Origin of the sequence: Candidatus Clostridium eludens, assembly GCF_045310515.1 — a bacterium.
In the GTDB taxonomy this organism is placed as follows: Bacteria; Bacillota; Clostridia; order Clostridiales; family Clostridiaceae; genus Clostridium_B; species Clostridium_B eludens.
Map to the genome: position 1 here is coordinate 45,314 of NZ_JBJHZX010000020.1, position 20,126 is coordinate 65,439.

Sequence of the window (20,126 nt, forward strand, 5' to 3'; positions counted from 1 at the left end):
TAAAATAGGTTATAGGTGTTTATTTTAAAAATTAAAATATTGTAGGATGAAAATTATGTATAAAATTATAATGTTGGATGATACGGCTTATGTAAGATATAGAGTAAAAGACATCTTGAAAAATATAGGCATGGAGGTATGTGAGTCAGCAACTTCTTTTGATTTTTTTAATAAATTATATGATAATAAAAAAGAATTAAATTTAATAATATTGGAAGTAGGGCTTAGTAGTGAAGATGGTTTTAGTGTACTGAGAAAGATAAAGGGAAGAAATTTCAATATGCCTGTAATGATACTTACTAAATTAAGTACGAGAAGTTCCTTTATAAGGTGTATAAAAGAAGGAACTTCGGATTATATATTAAAACCTTTTAATAATAAAATGTTAATTGATAGAGTATCTAAACTTGTAATACCTCATGGAAATAAAAATGCATCAGAAGAAATAATATACTTAAATTTTCAGCAATATATTGTTAGACAGATTGTTAAATCTAAGGCTGAAAATAAGAAATTTTCAATTATTATGGTAAGCTTAATAAAAGAACATTTTACAGAGCTAGGTGCAAAGATAGATGTTAGAGATACCTATCTTATTTTAATAGATTTACTTTACAATCAATTGAAAACTATGTTTAAAGTACCGGATTTATTTGAGAAATATGGATTATCAACTTTTATAGGGGTAATTCCTCACTGCGATAAGGAAAAGGTTCTTTTGATTATAAATAATATGAAAGCAATTTATGCCAGATTAAAAGCTGTAGATAAAAAATATAGTGAATATACTCTTCAATTTAGTTTTGTAATATTTCCTGAGGATGGACAGGATAAACAACAATTACTTGATAAATTGACTGTTAAAATGAAGTTAGAAATGATTAAGAGTTAATAAAAAAAGAATCCCTATTTAATAAAATTAAGGAGATTCTTTTTATATAAAAATAGCATTATATTTTTATATAGTCGGAATGGACATATCCAATTGTGGAACCTACCTGTACTTTATACCATCGTCCATCAGTACTTAAAATTGTAACCTTACTTCCATTGGTCAGGGTAGTAAGAACACGGCCTGTCCAAGGATTATTCCTTAAATTTAATACTGAAGAACTATTACTTAAACTTACAGTTCCAGTTTTACTGCTGCTTGCTGTTTGAGTTGAGGCTGTATTTGCAGCTACGGTTGAGGATGTATTTTGAGTTTGTGAAGTGCTTATGTAACTAGAATATACGTATCCTGTGCTTCCATTTACAGTTACCTTGTACCAACCACCATTAGATCCTATAATATTTACGGCAGTTCCGCTGGCAATAGATCCTATTATAGCACCTTGAGGTGAGTTTCTTAGATTTAAGGTAGAAGAAGCACTACTTAGTTTAACATATCCTGAACTTGGTGAAGTACTGTTTCCAGAATTTTGTGTTGATGAATTAGAAGAAAGTTGTTGAGTGGCATTGTTAGTGGTACTGGAACTATTTCCCATACTTATATAATCAGAACTAACATATCCATAAGATGAATTTAATTTAATTTTATACCAATTTCCAACAGTCCCTACTACTTGAACTGTGTCTCCTTTTTTTAAATATCCTAATATTGAAAAAGAGGTACCGGCCCCATTTCTTATATTTAGAACTGAACTGGTATTTGAAATATTTACCATTCCGCTTTCATAACTACCGCTGCTGACGGGCTGATACGTATTTGTAGATGTAGAAGAACTGTTATTTTGAGTAGAACCAGAAGATGTGGTACCTTCACCTACATATATATATCCCTTAAGATATAAATTTCCTCTATTTTTTATAGCTTCTTTTGAAATAGTTTTTACGTTTCCATCGTAACTTCCTCTTACACTAAAATTTCCTTCATTAAAATATATAGTATCTCCATCTACTTCTTCTACAAAACCTACATGACCATAACCTACAGAGCCACCACCCCATACAATTATAGAATTTGCCTTTGGTTCCGAACCATAAGGATATACGTTGTCTTGTGCATTGGCATACCACCAATCCACTGCATTACCATAAAATTCTGAAGGAAGTGCAATTCCAAGCTTTTCAAGAACCCTTCCATATGTAAACCAAGTACATTGACCTGTATACCCACACTTAGCAAATATATTTCCTACAGCAGTATATGCACTGCTTTGTATATTGGGTAAATCACTGACAGCATGTACAGTATTTATCATATTTTTACTGCTCATTATAGCCGTTGAAATAAAGAAAGCAAACACTAACTTTTTAGATTTATTCATCTTGCGTACCCCCCTGAAAAAACATAATATAATATAAATTAAAATATAATTTAAAATATATTTTAATACAGTATCTAAACTCCAAATAATTATCGTATATTAATAAAAATTATTTAATATAATTATACTATTTTTTAAAAATTATTCCATACTTAAATTGTATTTTTTATTCATATTTCATATAGAATTAACAAGTGCAGTTCAGTAAATATAAGAATTTTGAAATTACTGTTGACATAGAAATGAAAACTGATATAATTAAGAACAAATAGATTAATATATCACTTTACAGGGCTAAATTAAGTTGCCTGTAAGTAGTTTAGGTAAGCTTATTTTTTATAAAATTACCTACAGTCGCATGTTTATGGGGGTTATGTGCAATGGAAAATATCATCAGAAGGGAAAGAGAAGCAATAATAAATAATTCATATTACTTTAACTTTACTTTTAGCTGGGGCTATTTTTATTTTAGCGCTGGTTATGTTTGCTTCCCTAAAAAATTTAAATTCCTTTCTAATGAGTAGGATAATTATAAAATGCATGATTAAAGAGATTTTCATATATAAAGATGTATTTAGTTAATTCAAACAAGGCTCATTAGAGCCTTGTTTTTTATTTAGAAATAACTTCTAAAGCTAGCATAGAAGTTATCCTATAATTTTAAAATATTAAAAAATTTAAGGAGGAACTGAGATGATAGTAATTATGAGTCCAAAAACACCAGCAGAAGAGGTAGTTATCTTGAAACAAAAAATTGAGGCAGAAAACAATGTGTCTGTAAATGTAATACAAGGGAAAGAATATTGTATACTAGGACTTATTGGAGATACTACAAAAGTTGATGCAAGTAAAATAAGAGCTAATGAATTTGTAGAAAATATAGAGAAAGTTCAACAGCCTTATAAATTGGTAAACAGATTATTCCATCCTGAGAATACCATAATTCAAGTAAAAGACGCTTCTATAGGAGGAAAGGAATTAGCTGTTATAGCAGGACCATGTTCTGTAGAAACTGAAGAACAAATTGTAGAGATTGCAAAGGATGTAAAGAAAAGCGGTGCCAAGTTTTTGAGGGGAGGGGCTTTTAAGCCTAGAACATCACCATATAGTTTTCAAGGGCTTGGTACTAGGGGATTAGATCTGTTAAAAATAGCAAGGCAGGAAACAGGGCTTCCTATAGTTACAGAGATTATGTCTGAGGATATGATAGATAAATTTGTGGAAGATGTGGATGTAATACAAGTGGGTGCAAGGAATATGCAAAATTTTGAACTTTTAAAGGAATTGGGTAAAACTAGAAAACCAATTCTTTTGAAGAGAGGACTCTCTGCAACTATTGAAGAACTTTTAATGTCTGCAGAATATATAATGTCTGAAGGAAATGAAAATGTAATACTTTGTGAGAGGGGAATAAGAACTTTTGAAACTTATACCAGAAATACTTTGGATTTAAGTGCTATTCCTGTTATAAAAAAATTAAGCCACCTGCCTGTAATAGTTGATCCAAGTCATGCAGCAGGACTTTGGTGGATGGTAGAACCACTTGCTAAGGCATCTGTGGCAGTAGGTGCAGATGGGCTTATGATAGAGGTTCATAATGATCCAGCTAATGCAAAATGTGATGGACAACAATCTATAAAACCAAAAGTATTCCAAAATCTTATGGAAGATATAAATAAAATTACAAATGTGAAAACCGATATATCATGTGATATTGTAAAGTTGTAAAAATATACACTAAAGATTGAAGGAGGAATATAAGTGGAAGATTGTGACTTTAATATTAATATAGCTGTTGTAGGGGTGGGACTTATTGGAGGTTCTTATGCTATGGCACTTAGAGATTTGAAACCTAAATGCATAATTGGGATAGATAAAGATAAGAGTGCCTTAAAAAGTGCCTTGGATAGTGGTATTATTGATAGAGCTTATGAAAAAGGTGGAGATTTCCTAAAAGAAATAGACATGGTTATAATAGCCCTTTATCCTAAAGATACAATTAAATTTGTAAAAGATAATCTAAAATATTTTAAAAAAGGAACACTTATAACGGATACTTCAGGTATAAAGGAGAATATAGTAGATACCATAAATTTGTTTTTGCCTGAATATTTGGAATTTGTTCCTGGACATCCTATGGCAGGTAGGGAGGCTGGGGGTATAAAATGGGCCTCTAAAGATATCTTTAAAGGGGCCAATTATATAATAACTCCCAGTGAAAAAAATACTTCTTGGGGACTTAAGAAAATAGATAAAATGGCAAGAAGTATGGGCTGTAGTAATGTTACCTATGTAAGTCCAGAGGAACACGACAGGATAGTTACTTTTACAAGTCATCTTCCACATGTTATAGCTGTATCCATTATGAATTCCCATGAAGAAAATTATAAAGATAATATAGAACTATTTACAGGGGGAAGTTTTAAAGATGCTACCAGAGTAGCACAAATTAATTCTAAATTGTGGACTGAATTATTTATTATGAACTCAGATAAACTGGTAGATGAAATAGAAAATTTTCAAAGGAGTATGGATGTATTAAAAAAAGCTATAATGTGTAAGGATATAAATACCATAGAATATATTTTTGAAAATGGTATGTCAAAAAGAAAAGAATTAGTTAAAGGATAGTGATTTGTATGAAGACTATTGATATTAATGTTAAAGAAAAGAATTATAAAATTTATATAAAAAAGGGACTTTTAAGTTCCATAGGAGAAAAATTAAAATCTATTTATGAAGGTAAAAATACAGTAATAATTACGGATAATAATGTAGAGAAGTTATATATGGAAATACTGAAGAAATCTCTTTTAGACAGTGGATTTATAGTGAAAGTTATATCTATAGAACCTGGGGAAAAAAGTAAAAATCTAAACATACTGGAAAAGGTGTATGGGGAACTATGTAACCTTAAGATAAGGAGAAAAGATACAATAATTTCTCTAGGAGGTGGAGTAGTTGGAGATTTAGCGGGTTTTGCTGCTTCTACTTATTTAAGAGGCATAAATTATATTCAGGTACCTACCTCCCTTCTGGCCCAGGTAGATAGCAGTATAGGGGGAAAAGTGGCTGTAGATTTACCTTGGGGTAAGAATTTGGTGGGAAGTTTTTATCATCCAGATGCTGTATTTATAGATCCTGATGTACTTTTATCTTTAAGCCATAAATTTTTTAGTGATGGAATGGCGGAAGTTATAAAATACGGATTTATAAAGGATAAAAGTATTTTAGAGCATTTAGATTTATGTGCAGATAAGGATGAAGTTTTGAATTGCATTGAGGATATAATATATAAATGCTGTAATATAAAAAAGCAATTGGTGGAAAGAGATGAAAGAGATTTAGGGGAAAGGATGATGTTGAATTTTGGTCATACACTGGGACACGGTATAGAAAAATACTATAATTATGGAGAGTACAGTCATGGAGAAGCTGTTGCCATGGGCATGGCGTATATAACAAAGAGAACTGAAGAAATGAATATGACCAGAAAGGGAACTTATGATTATATAAAGCATATCTTAAAAAAATATGAACTTCCCATAGATATGCCAGATATAGATAAACAAATCCTTGTAGATTCTATAGCTCTTGATAAAAAGTCTTCAGGGAATAAAATAAATCTTATAACTATAGAGGAAGCAGGAAAATGTAAAATTATGAAGATAGAATTATCTAAAGTATATAGTTTTTTATTTTCTGAAAATGGTCAAAATAATATATAAATTAATTTTTATGTATCTTAATAAAAATAAATGGAAAAAGGGGACAATCGATGAAATATGTATCAATAAATCCAGGTAAATTAGGTGGGCAGATAAAGGTTCCACCTTCAAAAAGTGTATGTCACAGAGCTTTAATATGTGCTTCTTTATGCAGTGGCATAAGCAATATAGGCAATGTGGATTTCTCCGAGGATATAGAAGCTACGTGCGGTGCTTTAGAAAGTTTAGGTGTGGACATAAAAAAGGGTAAAAATTATTTAACTGTAAAAGGAAATCCTAATTTGTATGTAAGAAAGTCTAGTGTGCATTGTTTCCAGTCCGGCTCTACATTAAGATTTTTAATACCTCTTGCAGCAACTTTAGATGAGGAAATAACTTTTACTGGGGAGGGAAAATTAGTAGAAAGACCTTTAAACCCATACTATAATATATTTGACAGTCAAAAAATTAGTTATAAAAACTCCAACGGGAAATTACCTTTGACCGTAAGCGGAAAATTAAATCCAGGTAATTATAAAGTGAGCGGAAACATAAGCTCTCAATTTATAACAGGACTTCTTTTTGCTCTCCCTCTTTTAGAAGGAGATTCAAAGATAGAAATAACTACAGAATTGGAATCTAAATCTTATGTGGATATTACCGTTGATGTGTTAGAAAAATTTGGAGTTTATGTAGATGGAAGCAGTTACAAAGAGTTTATAGTTCAAGGCAATCAAACTTATAAAGAAATAGATTGTAACATAGAGGGTGACTTTTCACAAGCGGCATTCTGGCTTGTTATGGGGGCCCTTGGAAATGGAATTACATGTAGGGGACTTGACATGGATTCACTTCAAGGTGATAGGGTTATAGTACATATATTAAAGGAAATGGGAGTAAAAATTGAAGAAAGAGAAGATAGTATAGAAGTTAAGCCTTCTAAGGTTTGCGGTACCGTTATTGATGTTTCTCAATGTCCGGATCTTGTACCTGTACTTGCAGCACTGGCATCTGTAAGCTGTGGTACCACTGAGATTATAAATGCAGCAAGACTTAGAATTAAGGAATCAGATAGGCTAAAGGCTATAACTTCCGAACTAAATAAAATTGGGGCAGATGTAATAGAAAAGGAAGATGGCCTGGTAATACACGGGAAAGAAAAACTTAAGGGCGGTAATGTTAGCAGCTGGAGGGATCATAGGATAGCCATGGCTTTAGCGGCAGTATCTTCAAGGTGTACAGAGCCTTTAATAATAAAAGAAGCTGAACATGTTAGAAAATCATATCCTGGCTTCTGGCAAGATTTTAGAAATTTAGGAGGTAAAATAGATGAGTGGAGTGTGGGGGAATAAAATAAAATTATCTATTTTTGGAGAATCCCATGGAAAGGCTATAGGGGTGGTTATAGACGGATTAAAACCCGGAATTGAGATTGACCTGGAATATATAAAAAATGAAATGAGAAGGAGAGCTCCAGGATCTAGTCCCCTTTCTACACCGAGAAAGGAATTAGATGAATTTGAAATTTTAAGTGGATATTTTAATGGCAAAACTACAGGAACACCACTTTCTGCAATTATATTAAATAAGAACACCCATTCTAAAGATTATGAAAAGACTGCCAGTCTTCTGAGGCCTGGGCATGCAGATTTTACAGGCAGGGTAAAGTACAGTGGGTTTAATGATTATAGAGGAGGGGGACATTTTTCAGGAAGGCTTACAGCACCACTGGTTTTTGCAGGTTCTATATGTAAAAAAATACTAGAAGATAAAGGAATATTAATTGGAAGTCACATAAAAAGCATAGGCACAGTTGAAGATGGAAGTTCCTTTGATCTTGTTTCTGTAAATAAAGATAGTCTTAAGATGCTCTCAAATAGTAGATTTCCTGTATTAGATGACACTTGCGGTAAAAAAATGGAAGAAAGTATTTTAAAGGTAAAAGAACAGGGGGATTCTATAGGAGGAGTTATAGAAACTGCAATAATAAACCTGTCTGCGGGTATAGGGGATCCTTTTTTTGATTCTGTGGAGAGTAATATTTCACATCTGTTGTTTTCTGTTCCTGCGGTTAAAGGAGTAGAATTTGGACAGGGTTTTAATATAACAACAATGAAAGGCTCTGAAGCCAATGATGAGTATTATATTTCAGAAACCAATATGATAAAAACTTATACAAATAATAATGGGGGGATTTTAGGGGGAATTACAAATGGCATGCCTGTTATATTTAGGACTGCTATAAAACCAACTCCCTCTATATCAAAAACTCAAAAAACCGTAGATATAGAAAAAACACAAAATACATCTCTAGAAATAAAGGGAAGACATGACCCCTGTATTGTACCTAGGGCTGTACCGGTTGTAGAAGCAGTGGCAGCTATAGGAATATTGAATTTAATGGAATATTAAAGCATCTTAAAATTATTTATGGAGGTAGTATTTTGGAAAACTTAGATTATTTAAGGAATAAAATAGATGAAATTGATAGTGAAATGATTAAATTGTTCCAGGAGAGAATGGATATAGTATGTAAAGTGGCAGAGTATAAAAAGAAAAATAAAATGGATGTATTAGATAAAAATCGAGAAGAAAATGTTATAAAAACTCAGCTTGAAAAACTTAAAAATAAATCCATAAAAAATGAGGCAGAAATTTTTTTAAGAGAAGTTATGAAAATAAGTAGAAGTTTACAAAAGAAAAATCTTCAAAATCCCTGCTGTACAAATGATGCGGCTTCAAATATAAAAAAAAATTCAAATGAATCATGTAAAGTAGGGTTTCAAGGGGTATTAGCCTCCTTTAGTTATGAGGCTCTAGTTGATTATTTTGGATATGAAGCCGAAGCTGTGAATTTTGAAACCTTTAAAGACGTTTTTGAAGCTTTAAATGATAAAAAAATAAATTATGGGGTACTTCCTATTGAAAATTCTTCTACAGGAGGTATTTTAGAAGTATATGATCTATTGAGAGATTATGGATTTTACATAGTAGGAGAGAAGTGTGTTAAGGTAAACCACAATTTGTTAGGGGTGAAAGGTTCTTCAATTGATGATATAAAAGAAGTCTATTCTCACAGTCAGGCATTTATGCAAAGTAATAAATTTCTAGAGGAATATAAAAAGTGGCGGCTTATACCTTATTTTAATACAGCTAGGAGTGCCAAATATATAAGTGGAGAAAATGATAAAAGTAAGGCAGCTATAGCAAGTAAAAAAGCAGCTGAACTTTATGGTCTTGATATATTAAGCCAAAATATAAATTATAATAGCAATAATTATACTAGGTTTATAATAATATGCAGGGATGAAGAATATAACGAGAAGCAAGATAAGATAAGTATAGTAATTACTTTGCCTCATGAACCTGGAAGTTTATATAATGTACTTAAATATTTTGAGAAAAACAACTTGAATATGACTAAGATAGAGTCTAGACCTATGATAGACAGATCGTGGCAGTACTTTTTTTATATTGATTTTTGTGGTAATATATTGGGAGAAAATACTAAAGAAGCATTAAAAGGAATAGAAAGTGAGAGTGTTTATTTTAAATTACTAGGTAATTATAAAGGTGATTGCATTATAGGATAAAAATAGTTTATTTAAATTAGGCGGTGTTTTAATGTGAGTAATTTTTATGGACTTATAGGCGAAAAATTAGGACATAGTTTTTCACCTATAATACATGATCTGATTTTAAAAAAAATAAGTGTAGATGGAAGATATAACCTGTTCGAAATAGAGGCACAGAATTTAAGCAAAGCGGTAGAAGCATTAAAAACCTTAGGTTGTAAAGGTGTGAATGTAACTATACCTTATAAGATTAAAATTATGGAGTATATGGATTACATATCTGAAGAGGCAGTGAAGATAGGCGCAGTAAACACTATAGCATTTGCTGATAACGGATTAAAAGCATATAATACAGATTATTATGGATTTGGAATGACTTTAAAAAAATATGGTATAAATGTATTGAATAAAAACATAATAATATTGGGAACGGGAGGAGCTTCTAAAGCAGTACTAAGATATATTGCAGATAAAGGGGCAAAGTCTATCACATATGTAAGTAGAAGGCCTGAAAGTGTATACAAAAATCATATTAATGTTATTTCTTATGAACAATTACAAGATATAAAAAATGGAGATATTATAATAAATTCTACGCCCTGTGGAATGTATCCTCATGTGGATAATTGTCCTGTAGATAGAGGAATTTTAAGTAAATTTAATACAGCAGTAGACTTAATATATAATCCCGAGGAAACTATGTTTTTAAAAACCGCAAAACAATTGGGACTTAATATTGCCAATGGATTATATATGTTGGTAGCACAGGCAGCAGCAGCTCAACAAATTTGGCAGGGAAGAGAAATATCCTTAAAAGTCGTAGATGAAATATATTATAAATTATTAGATATGTAGTAAAACATACAAAGCTTAAAATATTTTAAAAATTATAGTGAATTTTATGTTTTAAGGTTAAGGTGGGGATTTAATTTATGAAGAAGCAAATCAAAAATATAGTTATCATAGGTATGCCTGGCTGTGGGAAAACTACAATTGGAAAAATGGTGTCATCTAAGTTAAATAAAAAGTTTGTAGATTTAGATGATTATATAGAGCATAAGGAAAACTGCACTATTCCAGAAATTTTTCAAAGAGGGGAAGAATATTTTAGAAGTTTAGAATCCAAGGCGGCAGAAGAAGTTAGTTTGGAAGAGAATCTAGTTATATCTACTGGTGGTGGAGTGATAAAAAATAAGCAAAATATTATAAATCTTAAAAAAAATGGAGTTGTAATTTTTGTAGACAGACCTTTAAAAAATATAATTGGCGATGTAGATATATCAACCAGACCTCTTTTGAGAAATGGTACAGCAGAAATAGAAAAACTCTTCCAGGAGAGATATGGATTATATAATAGTTACTGTGATTTTTCAGTTTATAATATATGTGATATTGAAAAAACGGTAGATGATATAATTGAAATCTATAAAAATTGCGTGTAATTACATATAAAGGCTGATAGCAAATTATTTTGTTGGCAGCTTTTTTTATCATATTTTTTATGATACAAATAATATTATAATATATGATATTTTCACAACTGGTATAAGGGGGTAATGGCAAATAAGTTAAGTCTTTATCAGTTTAGCTTTTAAGCTAGGAGAGGATACTTATGGAAAAGTTAAAAATTATTTTAACTGAGATTGTAGTTATAGTTGTCATATTATTTATTATATGTGTAGCAGCCCTTGTAGATTTAAAATCAAAAGACTCTGTTTCAACTTCAAAAGTAATACGGGATATGTATTATAGTCTTCAACAAGAAAAAAAAGTAATAGATGATTTAGGAGATGATATAAAAAAAGGATCTAAAGAATTAAAAAATTTAAAGGATAATATGGATAATATAAAGTCAAGTGGGGGTTATGGGTGGAATGATGCAGTAATAAAATACAACAGCAAATTAAATGAATATAACACAAAGATGAATGAATATAGTGAAAAGGTAAAGACCTACAATAAAAGATACGAACAGTATGAAAAAATGAAACAAAAAAATGAAAATATAATACAATGGGTCAAAACTGTAATTGGAATAGATTAATAAAATAATAAAAAAGTGAAGTGATTAGGTATATGAAAGATAAAAGTAAATTTTTCCCTATTATATTTTTAATTTCTGGTATAATCATAATATTAACTGTGTCTGTATTATCTGTAAAGAAATATATTAAACAAAATGGAAATAGAAGTGTTTTGGAAGATAACATTTCAAATGAGAAATTAAAAAAAGATAGCAAAGAAAAGTTATTTTTTCAAAAACCTAAAGAGATTCCAGATAAAATATCAATAACAATATACAAAGGGAAAAAAATAATGGAACTTTACGGGGATAATCAATTAATGGGAAGATTTAAAATAGGACTTGGAAGAGCTCCGGAAGGTAAAAAAGAAAAAGAAGGAGACAATAAGACTCCAGAGGGAAGTTATTATGTATGTTATGTAAATTCTCAAACCAAATATAAGTATTTTTTAGGACTAAGTTATCCTAATATTGATGATGCCCAAAAAGCCCTAAATGAAAGTATTATAAATAAATCTACCTATGAAAAGATTAAAGCAGCTATAGAAAACAAAAAGCAGCCACCATGGAATACTCCCCTTGGGGGAGCTATAGGTATACATGGAGGCGGTGCAGAGTATAATTGGACTTATGGTTGCATTGCTTTATCAGATAGTGATATAGATATATTAAAACAATATGCTTCTATTAAAACTCCTGTAAAAATATATAAGTAACAAATATGTAAAGTTTTTTTATTTATCTATATAAATAAGAATATATATGGTAAAAAAGGCACAAAATATAAAATAAGAATATATATGAAAAGGGTGGTGCCTATGCTAAAGCATAAATTATATAGAATTTTATTTATATTTGTTTTATTTATATTATTTTTAAGCGGGGCATTTATAACTATGGAGTATAGAGCCAGATCTCTGGCTAAAGATGTGGGTGATTCTAGAAGCTACTACTTTATAATAGGTGAAAAAGAAACTATATACAAAATGGATGCAGTTACAAATCAAATTGTAAATAAAATTAAAGTAGAAGGTAAACCACAGGACATTAAAGTTTCACCAGATGGAAGTACATTATTGGTGACTGTACTAAATACTAAAGATGAAGATGACACAGGATATATTCTATTTTATAATGCGAAAAACAATAAACTTATAAAAAAAGTTCAAGTTGGAAAGCATCCTTCCAGAATTGCTGTTACTTCTGATAAAAAATATGTAATGATAACTAATACTGAAAGCAATAATATATCTGTAATTGATGCTGAAAATTACACAATACTTCAGTCCATATCTGTAGGAAGGGAACCAGAAGGGCTTTGTGTGTCAAAAAATGGTAATTACTCCTATGTAGCAAATACGGGAGAAGATACTATATCTGTAGTAGATATGAATACTTTTAAAAGTATAAAAAAAATAAGGGTTGGAAGGTACCCCGTGGATATTTTAATGAATAAAGATAGCGGAAATGTTATGGTAACTTTAAGTAAGGAGAAAGCTGTAGCTCTTGTAAATCCTCATACAGAAGATATTGAAAAAGTTGATTTACATAATAAGCCAGGAGCTATTTGTAACTAATTTTATAAAAATACTATGAAAAATTCCTGATAGAGTTTATAATATATATAAAATAGTAATAAAGCTTATAATAAAATTTAAACAAAGGTAGTGCCTTAAATGTTTAAATTTTATATTTTTATAAAATACCCACCCCACGGGGGTGGGGGGAGGTAGATGTGAATGAAGAGAAAAAGAAAGCATTTCAGGCATTAAAAACTTCAAAAGGTCAAATTGAAGGTATAATGAAAATGATAGAAAACGGCAGGTATTGTATTGATATATCAAATCAAATAATAGCTGCTCAGGCACTTTTGAAAAAAGCCAATTTACTTATACTAAAACAACATTTAAATCACTGTGTAAGAGATGCTTTTCTTAAAAATGCAGGAGAGGAAAAGGTAGAAGAAATAGTAAATTTGTTGGGAAAATTATTAGATAAGGATGGTTAGGGGGAATAATATGGAAGATAAGGTATTGAAAATAGAAGGAATGAGTTGCGCAGCTTGTGTAAGGGCGGTGGAAAGGGCTGTAAAAAAACTAGATGGAGTGGAAGAAGCCAGCGTGAATTTTGCTACTGAAAAATTGAATGTGAGTTTCCACCAATCTAAGATAACACTTTCAGATATAAAGACAGCCATAGAAAAAGCTGGCTATAAGGCCTTGGAGAATAGTGAAAGTTTAGATATGCACAAACAAAATAAAGAAAAAGAAATTGAAAAGTTAAAACAAAGATTTATATTGTCTGCTATATTTACAGTTCCTCTCCTTATTGTGGCCATGGGACCTATGATAGCTGAAAAGTTAAATACAATGCCACCTAGCATTATAGATCCTATGGTACATGAAAAATTATTTGCACTAATTCAGTTGTTTTTAGTATTACCGGTAATAATAATAGGCAGAAATTATTTTGTGGTAGGTTTTAAAGCTTTGTTTAAAAGAAATCCTAACATGGATTCTCTTATAGCCATAGGAACTTCTGCAGCGTTTTTATATAGTTCTTCTTCTGTGATTAGAATATTGTATAGTGGTAATTACTACCATTTATATTTTGAATCTGCAGGGGTTATACTTACACTTATAACCTTAGGTAAATACTTTGAAAGTATAGCCAAAGGAAAAACTTCTGAAGCTATAAAAAAGCTTATGAACCTTACACCTAAAACCGCCAATGTAATAAAAGATGGAGAAGAAGTGAAAATTGCAATTGATGAAGTGGAAGTGGGAGATATACTTGTAGTAAAACCAGGGGAAAAGATTGCAGTGGATGGTGAAGTTATAGAAGGGCTTACTTCTGTAGATGAATCTATGCTTACAGGAGAAAGTATACCAGTTGAAAAAACTGTTGGCAGTAAAGTTATTGGTGCTACTATAAATAAAAATGGTTCTATAAAATACAGGGCCGTTAAAGTGGGAAAAGATACTGTACTTTCTCGTATAATAAAGCTAGTTGAAGAAGCTCAAGGCTCAAAGGCGCCTATAGCAAAAATGGCAGATGTAATAGCAGGTTATTTTGTGCCAGTAGTTATAATATTGGCTTTAGTGTCTTCAGCGGGGTGGTATATTTCTGGGCAATCAGGAGTATTTGCAATAACTATATTTATATCTGTACTTGTAATAGCTTGCCCATGTGCTTTGGGATTAGCTACTCCTACGGCTATAATGGTAGGAACTGGTAAAGGGGCGGAATATGGGGTTCTTATAAAAAGTGGAGAAGCTTTAGAAGTTTCGCATAAGTTACAAACTATAGTTTTTGATAAAACAGGTACTATAACTGAGGGAAAACCTAAAGTTACAGATATAGTAGTATCAAAAGGTGTAGAAGAAAGGTATTTACTTCAAATAGCTGCTTCTGCAGAGAAATCTTCTGAGCACCCATTGGGAGAAGCCATAGTGAGAGAAGCTGAAGATAAAGATATTCAATTTTTAAAAGTAGATTCATTTATGGCTATACCAGGACAAGGTATTCAGGTGTCTATGGAAGATAATAAAATACTTTTAGGTAATAAAAAATTAATGAAAGAAAAAAATGTTTCTCTGGAAAATATGGAAGATTTATCACGAGCTCTGGCGGAGGAAGGTAAAACCTCTATGTATATAGCATTAGATCATAAATTAATAGGTATAATAGCTGTGGCGGATATAGTTAAAAAAAGTAGTAAAAAAGCTATAAAAAAACTTCGTTCTTTAGGGATAGAAGTGGTTATGATAACGGGAGACAATAAAAATACAGCTAAGGCTATAGCGAGCCAGACAGGAATTGATAAAGTACTTGCAGAAGTCCTACCACAGGACAAAGCTAATGAAATAAAAAAGCTTCAAGTGGGAAACAAAAAAGTTGCTATGGTAGGAGATGGAATAAATGATGCTCCAGCTCTAGCTCAAGCGGATATAGGTATAGCAATAGGTTCTGGAACAGATGTGGCCATGGAATCATCGGATATTATACTTATGAAAAGTGACTTGATAGATGTAGTTACTGCAATAGATTTAAGTAGGAAAACTATAAAGAATATAAAAGAAAATCTATTTTGGGCTTTTGCATATAATACTCTTGGCATACCAGTTGCCATGGGAGTACTTTTTATATTTGGCGGTCCGCTTTTAAATCCTATGATAGCAGCATTAGCTATGAGTTTTAGTTCAGTTTCAGTTCTTCTAAATGCACTTAGGCTGAAAAGATTTAGATTAAGCCTATGAACTTTAGATTCAGGGGGAGTTTCATCATATAAATAACCAGTAAGTATGCTAGTGTATTTCACTTGTTATTTATCTTCAGATATCTAAAATTAAAATAAAAGGAGCGTATAAACTATGTTATTTAAAGGAAAAATTAAAAAGATTATACATGTAGAAGGTATGGAATGCCAACATTGTGTTAATCATGTTAAATCAGCACTGGAATCCATAGAGGGAGTCTCAAATGTTAAAGTAGATTTAGGTAGTAAAACTGCTGTAATAAAATCTTCATCTGAAATTTCAGATTCTCATATACAACAAATTGTTAAAGAGGCAGGATATGAAGTGAAAGGTATAGAAAAGGCTTAATTTAATTGAGAATTTAGTAATTAAGATTTTATGTAACAAAGTGGAGAAAAGATTTTCTTCACTTTGTTACTTTAATTTGTTTAGGTATATAATATATATGAAATTACAATATAGGAGGCGGACCCATATGTTACAAGAATTATATAAATTACAAAATGGAACGGATATAAGAGGAATTGCAATTACAAATCTAGAAAAAGAAGTTACTTTAACAACTGAAAGAGTTAGGCACATAATCAGGGCATTTGTAAAATGGCTTAAAAATAAAAAAAGCATACAAAATGAGGAAATAAAGATTGCCATAGGTATGGATTCAAGACTATCTGGCCCTGAATTTAAAGAATGCATTTGTGATGAACTTCTGAATTTAGGGTGTTTTGTATATGATTGTGGACTCTGTACAACTCCTGCTATGTTTATGACTACTGTCATTGACAATTATAAGTGCCATGGGTCTATTATGATAACTGGCAGTCATCTGCCTTATTATTATAATGGATTAAAATTTTTCACTGAAGATGGTGGATGTGAGAAAGAAGATATAAAATACATATTAACTAATGCTGTGGAAAACTGTGATAATAATCTATGCAGTAAAGGACGTATTTCTAAGATAAATTTTATTGATGAGTATTCTAGAATATTAGTTGAAAAGATTAGACAGGGTATAAATTCAAAAGTAAATTATAACAAACCACTTTTAGGATTTAAAATTATTGTAGATGCAGGTAATGGAGCAGGAGGATTTTTTACAAATAAGGTTTTGGAACCATTAGGTGCAGAGACTAAAGGAAGTCAGTTTATAATTCCTGATGGCAGATTTCCAAACCATGTTCCAAATCCAGAAGCCAGGGAAGCTATGCATTCTGTTAAAAATGCAGTTATTGAAAATAAAGCTGATCTTGGTATAATATTTGATGCGGATGTGGATAGAGCAGGTATTGTAGATAGTAAAGGTAGGGAGATAAATAGAAATGCACTGATAGCTTTAATTTCTTCAATAGTTCTAGAAGAGCATCCAAACACTATTATAGTGACGGATTCGGTAACTTCTAATGGATTAAGCCAGTTCATTGAAAAGCTAGGTGGAAAACACCATAGATTTAAAAGAGGATATAGAAATGTAATAAATGAAGGAATGAGGCTAAACAATGAAAGTGAAAAGTGTTACTTGGCCATAGAAACTTCAGGACATGGGGCATTAAAAGAAAATTATTTCTTAGATGATGGAGCATATTTAATAGCTAAAATATTGATAAAAATGGCTAGGCTGAGCTCAGAAGGCAAGGGAATAGAGAACTTAATAGAGGATTTAAAAGTACCTTTTGAAAGCTTAGAATTTAGATTTAATATTTCAAACAGCAATTTTAAGGAGTATGGTTATGAAATATTGAACAATTTAAAATCTCATATAAAAGAAGCTGAAGGCTGGTCCATGGCCTCTAATAATTATGAAGGAGTTAGGGTAAATTGCTGCAGGGCAAATGGAGACGGATGGTTTTTACTCAGGTTATCTCTCCATGAACCTGTGCTGTGTCTGAATATTGAATGTGATTCTCAAGGTTCTTCAAATACAATTATAGATAGACTGAAGTCTTTTCTAATAAATTATAAAGAACTTGATAGTAAAAGTCTTAAAGAATCTTCAAATACAAAATAATCTTACCATCTTTGACTTGTTATTTAATTTAAGATACCTTAAAATAAAATTGTTTTATTATGTAGATATATGCTTATTAATTTATACATAATATACTATACATGCTAATAATGATATACTATAATATATTATAGTGTATCACTTTATCTATTGTAACTATAGAATTACTTCATATTTATAAATAAAAAAGGAGAAAATAAGAATGATTTTCTATGACGAGAATAATTTAGATATAATAGAAAAAGATCTAAGATATCTTAAATTATTATCTAAAGAATATTCTACAATATCTACTGCCAGCACGGAAATTATAAACCTTCAGGCTATATTAAATTTGCCTAAGGCTACTGAACATTTTATAAGTGATATTCATGGGGAGTATGAATCTTTTACCCATATGTTAAGAAATGCATCTGGAGTTATAAAGAGAAAAATAGATGATGTATTTGGAGATTCCCTCAGAGAAGAACAAAAAGCTGCCATGGCTACACTGGTATATTATCCAGAGAGAAAAATAGAGCTTATTAAAGAAAAAGAAGATAATTTAGAGGATTGGTATAGGATAACTTTATACCAACTAATTGAACTGTGTAGAGATGTATCAGCTAAGTACACCAGATCTAAAGTCAGAAAGGCCCTTCCGGAAGACTTTTCATATATAATAGAAGAACTGCTTAATAAACAGGATGGAACGGATAAACAAGCCTATTATAGCGGTATAATAAAGACTATAATAGAGATAGATAGAGCTCCTGAGGTTATTATAGCTATTTCAAATGTAATACAAAGGCTGGTGGTAGATAGGCTTCATATTATTGGAGATATATATGATAGAGGACCTGGTGCTGAAATTATAATGGATGCTCTTATGAAACATCATTCTGTAGATATCCAGTGGGGAAATCACGATGTACTTTGGATGGGGGCAGCCTCTGGTTGTGAAGCTTGTGTAGCTAATGTACTTAGGATATCATTAAGATATGCTAATCTAAATACTATTGAGGACGGATATGGAATAAATCTACTGCCACTTGCAACTTTTGCACTGGAATTTTATCAGGATGATCCTTGTGAGAGGTTTATTCCTAAAGCTTTAGATAAGGAAATAAGTGAAAATGAACTGTATTTATTGGCAAAAATGCATAAGGCTATAGCTATAATGCAATTTAAATTAGAAGGCCAAATAATAAAAAGACGGCCTGAATTTAAAATGGAAGACAGGCTTTTATTAGATAAAATAGATGTGGAAAAGTGGGAAATAAATATATATGGACATACGTATAAATTGAATGATACTAATTTTCCTACAATAGATTGGAATTCCCCGTATAAGCTTACAGCCAGGGAAGAAGAAATTATTGAAAAATTGACCAATTCTTTTGTAAATAGTGAAAAGCTTCAAAGACATATTAGATTTTTATATAGTAAGGGAAGTATGTATTTAATATATAATTCAAATCTTCTTTATCATGGATGTATACCTTTAAATGAAGACGGTAGTCTTAAGGAAGTTAAAATAGGAAAAATAAACTACAGCGGAAAAGAACTTTTGGATAGATATGATCGTGTAGCCAGAGATGCCTTTTTCTTTAAGTATAATACTTATAACAAGAAGTATGGTATGGATATGATGTGGTATATGTGGTGTGGAGAGGATTCCCCTGTATTTGGAAAGATAAGAATGACAACTTTTGAGAGATATTTTATTAGTGATAAAGCCTCACATTATGAACAAAAAAATTGTTACTATGAATATAGAGATAATGAAGAAGCTTGTAGAAATATATTAAAAGAATTTAATTTATCTCCAGATACTTCTCATATTATAAATGGTCATATTCCAGTAAAGACTAAAGAAGGGGAAAGTCCTATAAAGGCAAATGGAAGATTACTGGTAATAGATGGAGGGTTTTGTAAAGCATATCAACCTGAAACAGGTATTGCAGGATATACCCTTATATATAATTCCTATGGATTGTTACTTACCTCTCATGAACCTTTTTCTGCTATAAAGAATGCAATAGAAGAGGACAAGGACATATTATCGTCAACAGTAATTTTAGAACATGCGGCCAAAAGAAAGAGAGTAATGGATACGGATGTAGGGGCAAAAATCAGAAAACAGGTAGCTGATCTTGAAAAACTTTTAATTGCCTATAGAAAGGGATTAATTAAGGAAGATAATAATGAATTGAAATAGAGAGTTGTAAAGTATAACCTTATAGTTAGTGGTAAAATTATAGTTTCCTTTTTAGAAAGAATAATTTTACCACTTTTCATTTAC

General features: G+C 30.9%; 18 protein-coding genes. 17 read left to right on the top strand and 1 reads right to left on the bottom strand.

The window, feature by feature from the left end:
- Nucleotides 1-55: 55 nt before the first annotated feature.
- Nucleotides 56-892: a response regulator transcription factor gene (locus ACJDU8_RS14000; RefSeq protein ID WP_406792769.1), complete on the top strand. Its 837-nt coding sequence runs from the start codon at nucleotides 56-58 to the stop codon at nucleotides 890-892.
- A gap of 58 nt (nucleotides 893-950) precedes the next feature.
- Here the strand turns inward: ACJDU8_RS14000 and ACJDU8_RS14005 are convergent, their stop codons facing one another.
- Nucleotides 951-2,270, bottom strand: a complete 1,320-nt coding sequence (locus ACJDU8_RS14005; protein ID WP_406792770.1) for an SH3 domain-containing protein — start codon at nucleotides 2,268-2,270, stop codon at nucleotides 951-953.
- Nucleotides 2,271-2,963: 693 nt separating this feature from the next.
- Between ACJDU8_RS14005 and aroF the strand changes: the two genes are divergently transcribed.
- The 16 genes from aroF to ACJDU8_RS14085 all read left to right on the top strand — a co-directional run bounded on the left by aroF (nucleotide 2,964) and on the right by ACJDU8_RS14085 (nucleotide 20,042).
- On the top strand, nucleotides 2,964-3,998 hold the full coding sequence (gene aroF / locus ACJDU8_RS14010) for a 3-deoxy-7-phosphoheptulonate synthase (protein ID WP_406792771.1): 1,035 nt from the start codon (nucleotides 2,964-2,966) through the stop codon (nucleotides 3,996-3,998).
- 33 nt (nucleotides 3,999-4,031) lie between these two features.
- Nucleotides 4,032-4,901, top strand: a complete 870-nt coding sequence (locus ACJDU8_RS14015) for a prephenate dehydrogenase (protein WP_406792772.1) — start codon at nucleotides 4,032-4,034, stop codon at nucleotides 4,899-4,901.
- 8 nt (nucleotides 4,902-4,909) lie between these two features.
- Nucleotides 4,910-5,998, top strand: a complete 1,089-nt coding sequence (gene aroB / locus ACJDU8_RS14020) for a 3-dehydroquinate synthase (protein WP_406792773.1) — start codon at nucleotides 4,910-4,912, stop codon at nucleotides 5,996-5,998.
- A 50-nt stretch (nucleotides 5,999-6,048) separates the two neighbouring features.
- Nucleotides 6,049-7,329 (top strand): 3-phosphoshikimate 1-carboxyvinyltransferase, encoded by a 1,281-nt coding sequence (gene aroA / locus ACJDU8_RS14025; RefSeq protein WP_406792774.1) that lies wholly within the window; start codon nucleotides 6,049-6,051, stop codon nucleotides 7,327-7,329.
- Entirely contained in the window at nucleotides 7,307-8,389 is a 1,083-nt protein-coding gene (gene aroC / locus ACJDU8_RS14030; protein ID WP_406792775.1) for a chorismate synthase, read from the top strand. The genes aroA and aroC overlap by 23 nt, the downstream gene beginning before the upstream one ends.
- Nucleotides 8,390-8,421: 32 nt before the next feature.
- On the top strand, nucleotides 8,422-9,570 hold the full coding sequence (gene pheA, locus ACJDU8_RS14035; protein WP_406792776.1) for a prephenate dehydratase: 1,149 nt from the start codon (nucleotides 8,422-8,424) through the stop codon (nucleotides 9,568-9,570).
- A 33-nt stretch (nucleotides 9,571-9,603) separates the two neighbouring features.
- Nucleotides 9,604-10,407 (top strand): shikimate dehydrogenase, encoded by an 804-nt coding sequence (gene aroE / locus ACJDU8_RS14040; RefSeq protein WP_406792777.1) that lies wholly within the window; start codon nucleotides 9,604-9,606, stop codon nucleotides 10,405-10,407.
- A gap of 77 nt (nucleotides 10,408-10,484) precedes the next feature.
- The gene (locus ACJDU8_RS14045; protein WP_406792778.1) at nucleotides 10,485-10,994 is read left to right on the top strand and encodes a shikimate kinase; all 510 of its coding nucleotides are present in this window, start codon (nucleotides 10,485-10,487) and stop codon (nucleotides 10,992-10,994) included.
- 170 nt (nucleotides 10,995-11,164) lie between these two features.
- Nucleotides 11,165-11,596 carry a hypothetical protein gene (locus ACJDU8_RS14050; protein WP_406792779.1) on the top strand — a complete coding sequence of 144 codons (432 nt, stop codon included), beginning with the start codon at nucleotides 11,165-11,167 and terminating at the stop codon, nucleotides 11,594-11,596.
- Nucleotides 11,597-11,628: 32 nt separating this feature from the next.
- Entirely contained in the window at nucleotides 11,629-12,291 is a 663-nt protein-coding gene (locus ACJDU8_RS14055; RefSeq protein ID WP_406792780.1) for a L,D-transpeptidase family protein, read from the top strand.
- A gap of 102 nt (nucleotides 12,292-12,393) precedes the next feature.
- Nucleotides 12,394-13,152, top strand: coding sequence for a YncE family protein (locus ACJDU8_RS14060; protein WP_406792781.1), 759 nt, complete (start codon nucleotides 12,394-12,396; stop codon nucleotides 13,150-13,152).
- 158 nt (nucleotides 13,153-13,310) lie between these two features.
- Nucleotides 13,311-13,583: a metal-sensing transcriptional repressor gene (locus ACJDU8_RS14065; RefSeq protein ID WP_406792782.1), complete on the top strand. Its 273-nt coding sequence runs from the start codon at nucleotides 13,311-13,313 to the stop codon at nucleotides 13,581-13,583.
- A gap of 10 nt (nucleotides 13,584-13,593) precedes the next feature.
- Nucleotides 13,594-15,834 carry a heavy metal translocating P-type ATPase gene (locus ACJDU8_RS14070; RefSeq protein WP_406792783.1) on the top strand — a complete coding sequence of 747 codons (2,241 nt, stop codon included), beginning with the start codon at nucleotides 13,594-13,596 and terminating at the stop codon, nucleotides 15,832-15,834.
- Nucleotides 15,835-15,948: 114 nt separating this feature from the next.
- Nucleotides 15,949-16,182, top strand: coding sequence for a heavy-metal-associated domain-containing protein (locus ACJDU8_RS14075; RefSeq protein WP_406792784.1), 234 nt, complete (start codon nucleotides 15,949-15,951; stop codon nucleotides 16,180-16,182).
- Between the two features lie 127 nt (nucleotides 16,183-16,309).
- Nucleotides 16,310-17,842, top strand: a complete 1,533-nt coding sequence (locus ACJDU8_RS14080; protein ID WP_406792785.1) for a phosphohexomutase domain-containing protein — start codon at nucleotides 16,310-16,312, stop codon at nucleotides 17,840-17,842.
- A gap of 202 nt (nucleotides 17,843-18,044) precedes the next feature.
- Entirely contained in the window at nucleotides 18,045-20,042 is a 1,998-nt protein-coding gene (locus tag ACJDU8_RS14085) for a fructose-1,6-bisphosphatase (RefSeq protein ID WP_406792786.1), read from the top strand.
- Nucleotides 20,043-20,126: the final 84 nt, after the last annotated feature.